Below are 13,317 nucleotides of genomic sequence, written 5' to 3' on the forward strand. Positions count from 1 at the left end.
GGATGAAAGGGGTGTTGAGGGGGCACCGATTGGGACACCCCTTCAGCGGCTGACCGAGGCAGCGGGTCCTCGGGTCACGCCCGAGGACGACGAAAGGAGGGGGAGGCTTGGGGATAGGCGGCAAGGCCGCGCGCTCCACCCAACCACCACTGTCATCCCGGCTCGAGGCAGGGATGATGGGGGTGTGGAGGGGCACCGATTGGGATACCCCTTCAGCGGCTGACCGAGGCAGCAGGTCCTCGGGTCACGCCCGAGGACGACGAAAGGAGAGAGAGGCTTGGGGATAGGCGGCAAGGCCGCGCGCTCCACCCAACCACCAAGGTCATCCCGGGCTCGACCCAGGATCCAGCAAGCGGCAGAGTTGGCCGTTTAATCGCAATCGCCGAGTGTACTGGACCCCGGCTCGGAGGCCGGGGTGACAGCGTGGTGGAGAGCGGCTGGCGCTAGAGCATTTCAGCGCTTCTTCGAATCGCTCCAATTGCTCTAAGTCCTTGTTTTGTCGTGCTTCCGAACCGGACAAGTGGCGCCTACTTATCCTGGAAGCGCTCTAGAGAATTTCCGCTTTTCGCTTGCGCGGCCCTTCGGGTCCTCGAATCGCGGGTTTGATCTAGAGTTCTTCAGCTCTTTACGGAATCGCCGTTCTCCTTCTGCGCTTCCCCGGTCCCGGCGAAAGCCGGGACCGGGGCAGCGACGGAAGGGACCCAAATGGCTCCGTTACAACCTGAAATGCTTTAAGTCCTTGTTTTATCGCGCGTCCGAACCGCAAAACCGTTTCCGTCCCCGATCGGGTCGAGGACATGCTTTTGCTGGACAAGCTCTGGGACCAATCGGCATTCAGCCAATCATGGCCCGCACTCTACGGTATTTACCGGCGCTGAGTGTACTGGCCCCCGGCGCATGGCCGGGGTGACAGCGTGGGGGGTGGCAAGCGCGAGTGGTTCTCTTTGACCCGGACGCCTGGTTTCCACCTATTCTGAAAATACTCTAGAAATTGTCCTTGGCCTTGCGGATGGCGCCGAAGATCTGCCAGGCGGGGGCGTCTTCGTGGGCCATGGCATGGGCCATTTCGGGGGTATCGGCGCGCAGGAAGGGATTGGCGGCAAAATCCTCGCCCAGATTGAAGGGAATTGTGGGTTTTCCTGCATCGATCTGGTCCTGCGCCTGTTTGGCACGGGCCTTGAGCGCGGCGTTGTCGGGATCGATCGAAAGGGCGAATCTGGCGTTGGCGAGCGTATATTCGTGGCCGCAATAGACCATGGTTTCGGGAGGCAGTTTCCTGAGCCGTTCGAGCCCGGCCCACATGCCGTGGGCATCGCCCTCGAACATGCGGCCAACACCGAGCGAAAACAGCGCATCTGCCGAAAACAGCACCTTTTCATCGGGCGCGAAAAACGCGATGTGGCCCAGCGTGTGGCCGGGCACGTCGATGACCTCGAAGACCGTTTCGCCCAGGCTCACCGTATCGCCGCCACCCACAAGCGTATCGAGCCCGGCGATCTTGCCGGCTTCTTTTTTCGGGCCGATGACGTTGCAGTCGAAACGCCGTTTGAGGGGCGCGATGGCGTCGGTGTGGTCGGGGTGATGGTGGGTGATCAGGATATCGGTCAGGGTCCAGCCGCGCCTGTCGAGTTCGGCGAGAATGGGGGCTTCTTCGGGGGCGTCTATGGCGGCGACGCGGCCTGACGCGGTATCGCGGACGAGATAGCCGAAATTGTCGCTGAGCGCTGGGAATACGGCGATTTCGAGGGACATGAGCCGAGCCTCCTGTTCGATTTTGCGGCGAGGGTAGGGCGGGCGCCGGTCACATGCAAGGCCAGAACGCCAGAGCCCGGCCATCCTCTATTTGACCTGGGCGGGCAAACCGCCCACATAAGAATGAACCTGGGACAAATGTTTTTCCATCTGGCGCGAGTGAACAAGAATCAATGACACCTGACGTCGACGGTCTGATCCGCTTTTACAAATCGCCCCTGGGCCGGCTGACGCGGCAATCGATCCGCCAGGAGGTGAGCGCGCTTGCCGGGGATGTGACGGGGTTGCGGCTGTTGGGGCTGGGATTTGCCACGCCCTATCTGCGCGGGGCCCTCAAGGGGGCCGAGCGGGTTCTGGCCTTCATGCCGGCGCGGCAGGGGGCGTCGAGCTGGCCGCGCGAAGGGCCCTCGCACACGGTGTTGTGCGATCCACTGGAAATGCCGCTGACCGATGCGGCCATGGACATGGTGATCGTCATTCACGGGTTCGAGCACGTGGTCGATCCCGAAGACATGATGCGCGAATTGTGGCGGATCTGCGCGCCCAATGGGAAGGTGATCATCGTCGTGCCGCGGCGGCGCGGGCTGTGGGCGGGGCTCGACACAAACCCGTTCGGCTATGGACAGCCCTATTCACGCGGGCAGATGGACAAGCTGTTGCGCGAACATTCGTTCACGCCCGAAGTGTGGCGCGACGGGCTGTTTTTCCCGCCCATCCATTCCGGGCCGATCCTGCGCTCGGCGCGGATGATCGAAAAGGCCTCCAAGATCTTCGGGCCGACCTTTGCCGGGGCGATGTGCGTGCGGGCGAAAAAGGAACAGTTTCCCGCCATCGCCCGGCGCAAGCGGGCCGAAAAGGCGCTCGGCGCGCCAGAGCTGGCCCCGCAGACGGCGCGGGAAGGGTTTTAGGCTAGCTATTTTTCCCTGCCGATGCGGCGCAGATGGGTGATGGAAAAGCCCTCGGGCGATTGGAGCCCGTAGCCGAGCATGCGGTCGAGGCCGCAATGGGCGAGCCAGAGCGCGCCAAGCGTTGCGGCCAGGCGCGTTGCCAGAAAACCGCATGGATCATATCGCCGGCTTTCCGATGACGGGACAGTTCGACCTTATTGATCGGGCCGCGCCGAAGCCATGGCGGGGTCGCGGAACCAGCCGCCGACGATGTCGCGATAGGTGCCGGTGCGGGTGAGGCGGTTTGTCAGCGCATCGAGTTCGGCCTGCGTCCAGCCCTCGGGCTCGGTCACCTCGATCCAGGCCCGCAGGTAGTGCTGGGGCGCATAGACATGGCCGTAGCCGACCGGGGCCGCCTGGGCGATGAGCAGATCGAAGGTCACCTGCAGGAAGGTGACCACCGGATACCAGGTGAGCTCGGGAGAAACGTCGGGCGCGCGCCGGCCCGCCAGCCATGCGGGCCTGCGATAGATCATGCCGGGGTCGAAAAACACCACGGGGTCGGACCCGTATTGCAGGTAGAACAGGCGCAGTGGTCCCCAGGTCCGGCCATCGGCCTTTAGGCCGGCGAACTGGTTGGCGTAGCGCACGATGGAACCGTTGCCCACCTGGGGCAGCCAGGCGGGGCTTAAGGGATTGCGCGCGCCGGTGACATCGCGCCAGATCTGGCTGGCAAAGGGCGGGCCGACCCAGAGCGCGCCCTCTATGGGGTTTGAGAGGAGGTTGAAGAGGTTGATCGAAGCCTGGGAGGAATAGGCGCCCAGGCTGAGGCCGTGGAGATAGAGTTCGGGGCGGTCATCGGGGGGGAGCTCGTTCCAATACGCATAGACAATATCGAAAAGCGAGCGGGCCGCCTCCACCCCCACATCGGGTTCGGACACCAGCGAGAGCGAGCTTGTCAGATAGGAATATTGCAGGGCGACGCTGGCCACGTCGCCGCCATGGAGGAATTCGAGGGTATCGATGGCGGGGGGCTGCACCCAGCCGGTGCCCACGGGCATGATGAGGACGAGGATCTTGCGCTCGAACGCGCCGACCCGCAGCATTTCATCGAGCGCGAGGCGCGCGCGTTCCTCGACGGTTCCGGCTGAGCGCAGGCCGACATAAACGCGCAGGGGATCGATGGCCGGCTTGCCGGTTATCTCCTCGATTTCGGCCGCCGTGGGACCTGACTGGACATAGATGCGGGCATCGAGCCCGATGGTTGACCAATCGACAAGCGAAGCGGCGCTGCCCGAGCGCAGGGGATCGTCGGGCTGTTCCTCATAGGCCCCGGCAAGGGTGTCGAGGTTGGCGTAGAAGCGGTCGGCGGCGGCAAAGGCCCAGCGGCCCAGCACGCCGTTGACGGTGATATTGGTGACGATGGTGACGATCACGATGCCGCCCACCAGCGCGACGCGGGGCGGGATGAGAAGGCGCAGCCAGCCCGACACCAGCCTGACACCCGAGACGATCAATGTGCCCAGCGCAATCAGGATCAGCGCGGGGACAATGGCGATGGCGACGACGTAGATGGGCTGGTTGGATTCGACCGAGGGCATGTCCATGACGGCGCGGATCGAATTCTGCCAGCCGGTCGAGAGCCACAGGCACACGAAGGCAAAGGCGGCGCCGGCGCCGATCATCGTCCATTGGGCATATCGTATCCAGCGGCGGGACGGGGGCCTGAGGCCCATGAAGTTCCACAGCCATTCGAGAAAAACCCCGATGCCGTAGCCGGCGGCGAAAACGCAGCCCGACAATACGCCCTGGATGAGGAAATGGCGGGGAATGAGCGAGGGGGTGAGCGAAAGCGCGAAAAACACCAGCCCGAGAAACACCCCGCCGGCGGGCAGGCGCAGGATGAAGCGCCGAAGCGGCCGTATGGGTTTAAAGACCGGCATCATCGTACGGCACCGACAGCGGCGTTGGCCAGGTGCCAGACACCCCAGATGGCGGCTCCGGCGATGGTGAGCCCGACAAGCGCGATGACGATGCCGGCGAAAATGACGAAGGCGTCGCGGTTGATCCAGCCCAGGCACAAAATGCAGATGCCGGTATTGGGCACGGCGTTGATGAAGGGAATGGGCAGCATCATGGGCAGGCTGACGGCGATGATGAACAGGGCCAGGAGCGGGCGAAAGATGGGGGCGGAAACGAATGTGAAGCGGGGCCGGGAAAACCGGCCCATGGCGCCAGCCATACGGGCAAAGAGTTTCGTAACCCGCATCAGGGCCTTGGCCGGGAGCTTGCGGCGGCGGATCCAGCCGGGAAGCGTTAAAGGCGCATTGATCAGCATGGCGATGGAAAAGCCGATGATGGCAAAGGCGATGGTGCCGCCATAGCCGGGCGGGCCGGGCACCATGTTGAGGACGGAAAAGACGAGGATGACCACGATGTGGGAGTGAACGCCCAATGCGGCGATGAGGCTGGCGACGGTGAAGCGCGGGTCGGATTTTTGCTGGGAGGCGTTGAGCGCTTCGAGCAAGCCACCGATCTGAACCTCCACGGGTGTGGGTTCGGCTTCGGTGGATGTCATGGGCTGGCCTTGAGAAAACATGTGACTAAAGTTCAGCCGATCATGCCGGTATGGCGGGCCGCGATCAACCGGCAAACCAGCCGTTCCGGGCGCCATCTGAGGCGATTGCTTTAAGGGCCCCCTTTCACTATGGTCCGCGCGGCCCCGTAACAGGGGGTACGCCAGTCTCAGTCGAGTGCCGCAGCCATGAGTGACAGACCCGTTCCGCAACCGGGGATTTTGACCATTGCCCCCTATGTTCCGGGCCGCTCGAGCGCGCCGGGAAAAAAGGCCGGCGATACCATCAAGCTCTCGGCCAATGAATCCCCGCTCGGGGCGAGTCCGAAAGCCATCGAGGCGGTCAAGGCGGCTGCCGAAAAGCTCGAGATCTATCCCGAGGGGTCCTCGCGGGCGCTGCGCGCGGCGCTGGGCGAGGTCAATGGCATCGATCCGGACCGTATCATCGTGGGCGCGGGGTCGGACGAAGTGCTGCATCTTCTGGCCCAGACCTATATCGGGGACGGGGACGAGGCCGTGATGAGCCAATATGGCTTCATGGTCTATCCCATCATCACCCGCGCGGCGGGGGGGACGCCGGTGGTGGCGCCGGAAACCGATTATTGCGCCGATGTGGATGCGATCCTTGCGGCGGTGACCGACAAGACCAAAATCGTTTTTCTGGCCAACCCCAACAACCCGACCGGCACGTATCTGAGTGCCGAGGAGCTCGACCGGCTGCATGCCGGGCTGCCGGCGAACGTGCTGCTGGTGATCGATTCCGCCTATGCCGAATATGTGACGGCTGGCGATTACGGGGTGGGGATTTCGCTTGTCGAGCGCAGCGAAAACGTCGTGATGGTCAGAACCTTTTCCAAGATGGGACTGGCGGCGGCGCGGGTGGGCTGGCTTTACGGCCCGGCCCATCTGGTCGATGCGGTCAACCGGATCAGGGGTCCGTTCAACGTTTCGGTGCTGGGGCAGGTGGCGGCGGAAGCGGCGACGCGGGACGTTGCGTTCACCAGGGCGCTGCGCGAGCACAATGACAGATGGCGGGTGTGGCTGAGCGAAGAAATCGGCTCGAACCGGCTGCGGGTTCTGCCCAGCCAGGGCAATTTCATACTCGTCTTGTTTGACAATGCCGAGGCCGCCAAGGCGGCCAATGGGGCGCTGCTCGAACGCGGGCTGGTGGTGCGGGAAATGGGTGGCTATGGGATCGCCAACGGTTTGCGCATTTCGATCGGCAGCGAAGCGGCGATGAAGGCCGTTGCCAAGGCGCTTAAAGAGTTCATGGACGGACAATGATTGAAAAACTCGCCCTTATCGGTATCGGGCTGATCGGCTCTTCGATCGCGCGGGGCGCGCGGCGGGCCGGGCTGGCCAAGACGATTGCCATTTCGACGCGGCGGGCCGAAACGCTCGACGAGGCCAAGGCGCTGGGGCTCGGGGATATCTATACGACCGACGCCGCCGAGGCGGTCAGGGACGCGGACCTTGTGATCCTGTGCTCGCCGGTGGGAAGCTACGAGGCGATTGCAAAACAGATTGCACCCCATCTCAAACAGGGCGCCATCCTTTCCGATGTGGGGTCGGTCAAGGGCCATGTCGTCGATGTGGTGGGGCCGCATGTGCCGGCGGGCGTCCATTTCGTGCCCGGCCATCCGCTGGCGGGGACCGAGCATTCGGGGCCATCGGCGGGGTTTGCCGATCTGTTTGAAAACCGCTGGTGCGTTTTGACGCCGCCCGAGGGGACCGACGCTGAGGCTGTGGAAACGCTAAGCGCGTTCTGGAAGGGGCTGGGGTCGGACGTCGAGGCGATGAGCCCGGGGCACCACGACATGGTGCTGGCGATCACCAGCCATGTGCCGCATCTGGTTGCCTACAATATCGTGGGCACTGTGGACGATCTCGAGCAGCACACCAAATCGGAAGTCATCAAGTTTTCCGCTTCGGGGTTTCGCGATTTCACCCGTATCGCGGCGTCCGATCCGGTGATGTGGCGCGACGTGTTTTTGACCAATCGTGACGCTGTGCTCGAAATGCTGGGGCGGTTTCTGGAGGACCTGTCGGTGCTCCAGCGCGCGGTACGGGTTGGCGATGGCGAAGCGCTGGAAACGCTTTTTACCCGCACGCGGGCGGTGCGCCGCTCGATCATTGCGGCCGGGCAGGAAACCGCGGCGCCCGATTTCGGGCGTCCGCATGGGGACGCAAAGCCGTCAGAGCCCGGCTCAGAATAGCGGCGGCAGGCTGGCGACGGGGATGATGCCGACCACCACGGTGCCGTCATCGACCCGCAGGGTCTGACGCGAGACGCCGTCCTGGTCGGGACTGCCGAGCACGATCTGGGCCACCGAAGGGTCGCCAACCAAAGCGGCGATGCGGTCGGCAACGCCCTCCGAGGCGACATCGAGCGTGCCGTTGACGAGACCGGCATCGGTGAGGTTGGCGGCGCCTTGTGCGGTGAGCGAAAGCCCGTCGGCATTGGCCTCGATGCCGCGCAGCACCAGTTCGCCCCCCAGAGCCTGCCAGAAGCCAAGCACTTGCGGGTCGCCCCACAGAGCGGGATCGGGCAGGCCCGAGAGCCGCGCGTCGATCACCAGGCTGCCATTTGCGATGGCATTGTCCTGGCTGGTGACGTTTTCGAGCGTCGCATAAGCGTCAAACACCGCGCCGGTGCCCGGCGGGGAGTCGGCGGGGGTGGCGTCGAGCAGGTGGATTTCGCCATGGTCGGCGGTGCCGACGATCGTTTCCCCGATCAGCATGTCGGCATAGACAAGATCGTCGGCGAGGGCCGAAAAGCGCTCGACCATGCCGCCATCGAGCCGCAGGCTGGCATGCAGGTTCGACCAGCGCACCTGTTGGGTGGCGCCGGTGAAGGCATCGGTGATCCGGGCCGGGCCGGTGGCGAAAAGCTGGATATGGGTGGGGCGATAAAACAGCGCCGTGCCGGTGATTGCGGCCAGGTTGACCGTCACGTCGCCGGAGGTGATGTGCGCTCCGGCGCAGCGGGGGGAAAAGGAAAAGGGCGCGCCCCCGACATCGAGCCTGTCGCAGACCAGCCGGGGCTGGGTGATGCCATCGGCCTGGGCGAGATACTGGATTTCGGCGCGAACCTGGCCGGCGATATAGAACCAGCCACCCATCCAGAGAACCGAGACGGCGACGACGGCGGCGATCATTATGACAAAACGCTTCATAGGCGCTTCATATAGGGTTCGCGCGTGGCCGTCATGAGGCAATTGCGCTTTGGCTGTTTTCGAGCGCGCGGATGGCGCAATCTCCCGCGTGAGGCCATCTTGCGCGCCGGGAAAGGGCGTGCCAAACCTTAAGCCATGTCCATGTCTTTAGAACCATCCTCGCGCTGGGTCTTCGGTTACGGATCGCTGATCTGGCGGCCCGGCTTCGTGTTCGAGCGCGCCGAGCGGGCGCTGTTGCGCGGCGTGCATCGCCGGCTTTGCGTCTATTCGCACCGGCACCGGGGGACCGAGGAGCGTCCCGGCCTGGTGTTCGGGCTGGAGCGGGGCGGGGCGTGCGTGGGGATGGCGTTCAAGATCGCCGAGGGCGACTGGGAAGATGTGCGCGAATACCTGCGGGCTCGCGAACAGGTGACAGGGGTGTATCTGGAAACCCATCGTCCGGCCAAACTGGGACACGGGGAGGTGGTTGAAACGCTCACCTTCGTTGCCGATCCCCATCATCCCCAATATGCAGGGCGGCTTTCGCTCGAGGAGCAATTGGCGCTGGTCGATGGCGCCGTCGGGGAAGCGGGTCCCAATATCGACTATGTGCTCAATACGGCCAGACACCTTAAGGAACTGGGGATCGCCGACCGGCAGGTGCAGGCGCTGGCGGCGATGATCGGCAGGCGGCACACGCACCTGGAGGGCCAATCTGCATTCGGCTGACGGCGGTGCGGGGTTTGCGTCACAGACGCTTCGGCAAAAACCGCGCTGGGGACAATAATGATGATTTTTGCCGCAATTGAGTGCACAGTGGGGCCACAATCGAATCCGAAGCATTGCGGGGAATGTGGAGGGTCAGTCCGAAAAATTGCCGCTCGAGGCCCAATTTGCTCAGACGTTTGCTCGTGACGACACTTCTCATGACCGTGCCGGGTGTTGCGCCTGCCCTTTCCCAAACCTGCGAACAATTGCAAGCCGGGCCGTCGGGCCGGGTGGTCGCCGTTTCCGATGGCGACACTGTCGATCTCGACAGCGGACTGACGGTGCGGCTGGTGGGCATTCAGGCGCCCAAACTGCCGCTGGGGCGCGAGGGGTTCACGGCCTGGCCGCTGGGCGACGAGGCGAAAGCCGCCATCGAGGACCTGGTGATGGGGCATCAGGTGACGCTTTATTATGGCGGGGAGAATCGCGACCGGCACGGGCGGGCGCTGGCCCATATTATGGTCGAGCGCGACGGGGAAACCGTCTGGGTGCAGGCCGAAATGCTGCGCCTGGGCCTGGCGCGGGTCTATTCCTTCCCCGACAACCGCTCGTGCCTGGATGCGCTTTATGCCGCCGAGGCGCAGGGGCGGGCCGACCGGCTGGGCATCTGGCGCGACCCCTATTACGCGGTCCGCAACGGCGCGGACCCGCAAGCGCTGCTCGATCGGGTGGGCGGGTACGAGCTTGTGGAAGGCCGGGTGCTCAACGCCGAACGGGTGGGGAGCCGGGTCTATCTCAATTTCGGGCGCGTGTGGCGGGAAGACTTTACCGCGGTGATCGAGAGCGATGGATTGCGGGTTTTCGAGCAAGCGGGTATCGATCCGCTGGCGTTCGACAATGGCTTGATCCGGGTGCGCGGCTGGATCGAAAGCGCGGACGGGCCGCGCATCGACATTACCCACCCCGAACAGATCGAGGTTCTGGCAAGGCCATGAGCGAGAGGACACTCACACGTCGCGCCTTTCTGTCGGGCACGGGTATCGTGCTCGTTTCCGCGGTCGCGGGCTGTTCGGGACTGCTGGGCGGTTCGGACATCACCACGCGCCAGACGGGCGGTTCGGCGCCTGCGGTGCCGGCAGGGACCGACCCGGAAGATGCGGTGATCGGCCTGCGCGAGCATCCGCGCATCATCGCGTCCTATGGCGGTGTCTATGAACACCGGGCGACCGAATTGATGCTGGCGCGCATGGTTTCGAAACTTCTCGCGGCGGCGGGACAGCCGGCGACCCAGTTTACGATCACCATTCTCGATTCCTCGGAAGTCAATGCGTTCGCATTGCCGGGCGGGTTCATCTATGTGACGCGCGGCATCCTGGCGCTGGCCAACGACATGAGCGAATTGGCGGCAGTGATCGCCCACGAGATCGCCCATGTGACGCTGCGCCATGCACGGGCCCGTTCGGCGCGGGTGCGGACCACCGAGCTTGTGGATCGGGTGATCACAGGGGTTCTGGGCGGGGTGATCGACGCCAACGCGACCGCCGAGCGTTCGGCACAGAACCTTGCCGCGTTCTCGCAGAACCAGGAGCTCGAAGCCGACCGCGAGGGCATCAAGATCGCGGCGCGGGCCGGGTACGATCCGCATGCGGCGGCGCGGTTCCTGACCGCCATGGGCCGGTTTGCGCAGTTCGTGAGTGCGGCGAACGGGGGCGAGGATTTCCTCTCCACCCATCCCTCGACCCCGGACCGTATCCAGCGGGCGATCAACGAGGCGCGCAATTACGGCGAGCCGGGGGTGGGGATCACCGACCGGCAGGGCTATCTTTCGGCCGTGGACGGGATCACCTTCGGGGATTCGGGCAAGCAGGGCACGATCGTCGGGCAGCGCTACATCTCGCCGCAATACGGGCTGACCTTCACGGTGCCGTCCGATTATGGGTTGCAGATATCGAACCAGGCCGTGGTGGCGGTGGCCGGTGACGGGGCCGCGCTGCGGTTCGACAGCGCGCAGGTTCCCTCTTCGACATCGCTCGCCGATTATCTGCGCTCGGGCTGGATCGCCGGGCTGGCGCCCGAAACGGTGACGACGCGCACCATAAACGGCATCGAAACGGCGACGGGCCGCGCCCAGACCGAGGAATGGTTCTTCGATGTGACAGTGGCGCGGGTCGACAATGGAGTGTTCCGCTTCATCTTCGCGGGCCGCGCCGACACCAGCGCATTCCGCCGGGCGGCGCAACAGACCGTCGAGAGCCTGCGGCGCACCCAGCAGAGCGATCTGGCTGCGATCCGGACCATCAAGCTGGGGCTGGTGCGGGCGGGCAGCGGCGACACTGCCGATACGCTGGCCCAGCGCATGGGGCAGCTCAACCGTGGGCGGGAACTGTTCCTGGTGCTCAACAATTTGCTGCCGGGCGATCCGGTGGAGGCTGGTGGGTCCTACAAGGTCGTGCAGGTGGACTAGAGCATTTCAGCGCTTCTTCGAATCGCTTCAATTGCTCTAAGTCCTTGTTTTGTCGCGCTTCCGAACCGGATAAGTGGTGCCCACTTATCCTGGAAGCGCTCTAGCGTTGGTCAATTGGCTGGCGCAAATGGCTGTCGCTTCCCCGGTGAAAACCGGGCCCAGCAGCATTGATGGTGGCACAGGCGTTTCAGGCACCGGCCCATGGATCCCGGCTTTCGCCGGGAAAGCGCTGGGGTGAAGATCGATTCCATATGAGCTCTCAGGCGTTCAGCCTGTGTGGGCGCAAGAAAAAAAGGCCGGTCGCTGGGACCGGCCTTTTTCGTATTGATCGCGAGCCTTGCAGATTATGCTGCGGCTTCCTCGGCGTCGGCGGGGTCGGATTTGCCGCGGCGCGGGTTCTTGGCGAGGTTCTTGGTGATGAGCTTGACCGCTTCGGTCAGCGTGATCTTGTTGACCGAGGCGATTTCGCGGCTCATGCGGTCCATGGCCTGCTCGAAGAGCTGGCGTTCGGAATAGGACTGCTCGGGCTGCTCTTCGGAGCGGTAGAGATCGCGGACCACTTCGGAGATCGCGATAAGATCGCCCGAATTGATCTTGGCCTCGTATTCCTGAGCGCGGCGGCTCCACATGGTGCGCTTGACGCGGGCGCGGCCGGTGACGGTTTCGAGCGCCCTGGCGACTTCTTCGGGTTCGGCCAGCTTGCGCATGCCCACGGAATTGATCTTGGCAACGGGCACGCGGAGCGTCAGCTTGTCCTGTTCGAAGCTGATGACGAACAGTTCGAGAGAAAGTCCTGCGACTTCCTGTTCCTCGATGGACTGGATGAGGCCAACACCGTGAGCGGGGTAAACGATATACTCGCCGGTCTTGAAGCCCGCGCGCTGCGTGGTCTTTTTGGTTGCCATATTGGCTACTCCTGTTGACGCCTGGTTCCGTGGGGCGATCAAGGGAATCGTCCAACGGAGCCCAATTCTTGTTTTGTTGCGGACGCGTTCATTGCGGCTTACGCGTCCCGCTTCAATTTCCCGATCCTTTGCGGGATCATATTTCAGTCGCACAACTCTCCCGGCCGGTTCCGCTGGTTTCCGGTCGGTTGGGTTAGGTTTGTGGGTTGTTTCACAAAAAAGTGCCCCTGGTGGGCACGGGTTAGCGTGAGGGCTGATGCAACTGGTTGTGGACACAATACCACAGTTTGATGACAAAATCAAAAGTTACGAATCAACCGGCGCGCGGCCTCTATTCCGATGGCGCGCAGCTTGCAACGACATATGGTAAGCGCGAGGGCGTTTTTCAAGATCGCCCGCGGTTGACCGCCCGAAACCGGCCACAGGTGATTTGCGTGGGGGCTGTCAGGGCGCAGGCTTCGCGAGGCTTTCGGCCATCCCGGGTATAGCGATCAGTCGCCCTCGCCGGGTTCTTCCGAGAAGTATTTTTCGAACTTGCCTTCGACGCCGTCCATTTCCTTGGCTTCAGGCAATTCGTCGCGCTTTTCGGTCAGGTTGGGCCAGACCGATGCGTATTTGGTGTTGACCTCGAGCCATTTTTCCAACCCGGGCTCGGTGTCGGGCTTGATGGCGTCGGCGGGACATTCAGGCTCGCACACCCCGCAGTCGATGCACTCATCGGGGTGGATGACCAGCATGTTTTCACCTTCATAAAAACAGTCGACCGGGCAGACTTCCACGCAGTCGGTGTACTTGCATTTGATGCAATTGTCGGTGACGACATAGGTCATGAGGCAATCCTGATAGCTGGCGAGTGTGAGGAAATGGCCAA

The 13,317-nt window shown here is 63.5% G+C and carries 13 protein-coding genes; 6 read left to right on the forward strand and 7 right to left on the reverse strand.

All coding sequences use genetic code 11. From position 1 onward, the window contains the following. Positions 1 to 984 precede the first annotated feature (984 nt). A complete protein-coding gene (gene gloB, locus ACP148_RS18525; protein WP_421952311.1) occupies positions 985 to 1,752 on the reverse strand; it encodes a hydroxyacylglutathione hydrolase in 768 nt (255 codons plus the stop codon). A 173-nt stretch (positions 1,753 to 1,925) separates the two neighbouring features. Between gloB and ACP148_RS18530 the strand changes: the two genes are divergently transcribed. After that, a complete protein-coding gene (locus tag ACP148_RS18530) occupies positions 1,926 to 2,660 on the forward strand; it encodes a class I SAM-dependent methyltransferase (RefSeq protein WP_421952310.1) in 735 nt (244 codons plus the stop codon). 5 nt (positions 2,661 to 2,665) lie between these two features. Here the strand turns inward: ACP148_RS18530 and ACP148_RS18535 are convergent, their stop codons facing one another. Genes ACP148_RS18535 through ACP148_RS18545 form a run of 3 tightly spaced genes read right to left on the reverse strand, consistent with a single transcriptional unit; the run spans position 2,666 to position 5,217 of the window. Beyond that, positions 2,666 to 2,803 (reverse strand): DUF4260 family protein, encoded by a 138-nt coding sequence (locus ACP148_RS18535; protein ID WP_425033627.1) that lies wholly within the window; start codon positions 2,801 to 2,803, stop codon positions 2,666 to 2,668. A 51-nt stretch (positions 2,804 to 2,854) separates the two neighbouring features. After that, positions 2,855 to 4,585, reverse strand: coding sequence for an alpha/beta hydrolase (locus ACP148_RS18540; RefSeq protein ID WP_421952309.1), 1,731 nt, complete (start codon positions 4,583 to 4,585; stop codon positions 2,855 to 2,857). Beyond that, on the reverse strand, positions 4,582 to 5,217 hold the full coding sequence (locus tag ACP148_RS18545) for an exopolysaccharide biosynthesis protein (RefSeq protein WP_421952308.1): 636 nt from the start codon (positions 5,215 to 5,217) through the stop codon (positions 4,582 to 4,584). The genes ACP148_RS18540 and ACP148_RS18545 overlap by 4 nt, the downstream gene beginning before the upstream one ends. A 186-nt stretch (positions 5,218 to 5,403) precedes the next feature. Here ACP148_RS18545 and hisC point away from each other — a divergent pair, with 186 nt between their 5' ends. Together hisC and ACP148_RS18555 are read left to right on the forward strand one after the other, a co-directional pair. Beyond that, a complete protein-coding gene (hisC, locus tag ACP148_RS18550) occupies positions 5,404 to 6,498 on the forward strand; it encodes a histidinol-phosphate transaminase (RefSeq protein ID WP_421952307.1) in 1,095 nt (364 codons plus the stop codon). After that, entirely contained in the window at positions 6,495 to 7,430 is a 936-nt protein-coding gene (locus ACP148_RS18555; RefSeq protein WP_421952306.1) for a prephenate/arogenate dehydrogenase family protein, read from the forward strand. Before hisC ends, ACP148_RS18555 begins: the two co-directional genes overlap by 4 nt. Here ACP148_RS18555 and ACP148_RS18560 read toward each other — a convergent pair. Beyond that, positions 7,422 to 8,390 carry a DUF2125 domain-containing protein gene (locus ACP148_RS18560; RefSeq protein ID WP_421952305.1) on the reverse strand — a complete coding sequence of 323 codons (969 nt, stop codon included), beginning with the start codon at positions 8,388 to 8,390 and terminating at the stop codon, positions 7,422 to 7,424. The two genes, ACP148_RS18555 and ACP148_RS18560, sit on opposite strands and share 9 nt — an antisense overlap. Before the next feature lie 141 nt (positions 8,391 to 8,531). Here ACP148_RS18560 and ACP148_RS18565 point away from each other — a divergent pair, with 141 nt between their 5' ends. The 3 genes from ACP148_RS18565 (at position 8,532) to ACP148_RS18575 (ending at position 11,541) form a co-directional block, all read left to right on the forward strand. Then, a complete protein-coding gene (locus ACP148_RS18565) occupies positions 8,532 to 9,098 on the forward strand; it encodes a gamma-glutamylcyclotransferase (protein ID WP_421952304.1) in 567 nt (188 codons plus the stop codon). 182 nt (positions 9,099 to 9,280) lie between these two features. Then, complete coding sequence (locus ACP148_RS18570) at positions 9,281 to 10,072, forward strand: thermonuclease family protein (protein WP_421952303.1); 792 nt, start codon at positions 9,281 to 9,283, stop codon at positions 10,070 to 10,072. Beyond that, a complete protein-coding gene (locus tag ACP148_RS18575; protein ID WP_421952302.1) occupies positions 10,069 to 11,541 on the forward strand; it encodes a M48 family metalloprotease in 1,473 nt (490 codons plus the stop codon). The genes ACP148_RS18570 and ACP148_RS18575 overlap by 4 nt, the downstream gene beginning before the upstream one ends. A 344-nt stretch (positions 11,542 to 11,885) precedes the next feature. Here the strand turns inward: ACP148_RS18575 and ACP148_RS18580 are convergent, their stop codons facing one another. Then, positions 11,886 to 12,446, reverse strand: coding sequence for a CarD family transcriptional regulator (locus ACP148_RS18580; protein ID WP_421952301.1), 561 nt, complete (start codon positions 12,444 to 12,446; stop codon positions 11,886 to 11,888). A gap of 491 nt (positions 12,447 to 12,937) precedes the next feature. Continuing rightward, on the reverse strand, positions 12,938 to 13,276 hold the full coding sequence (fdxA, locus tag ACP148_RS18585; protein WP_421952300.1) for a ferredoxin FdxA: 339 nt from the start codon (positions 13,274 to 13,276) through the stop codon (positions 12,938 to 12,940). Positions 13,277 to 13,317: the final 41 nt, after the last annotated feature.

Origin of the sequence: Pelagibacterium sp. (assembly GCF_965249125.1) — a bacterium.
GTDB lineage: Bacteria > Pseudomonadota > Alphaproteobacteria > Rhizobiales > Devosiaceae > Pelagibacterium.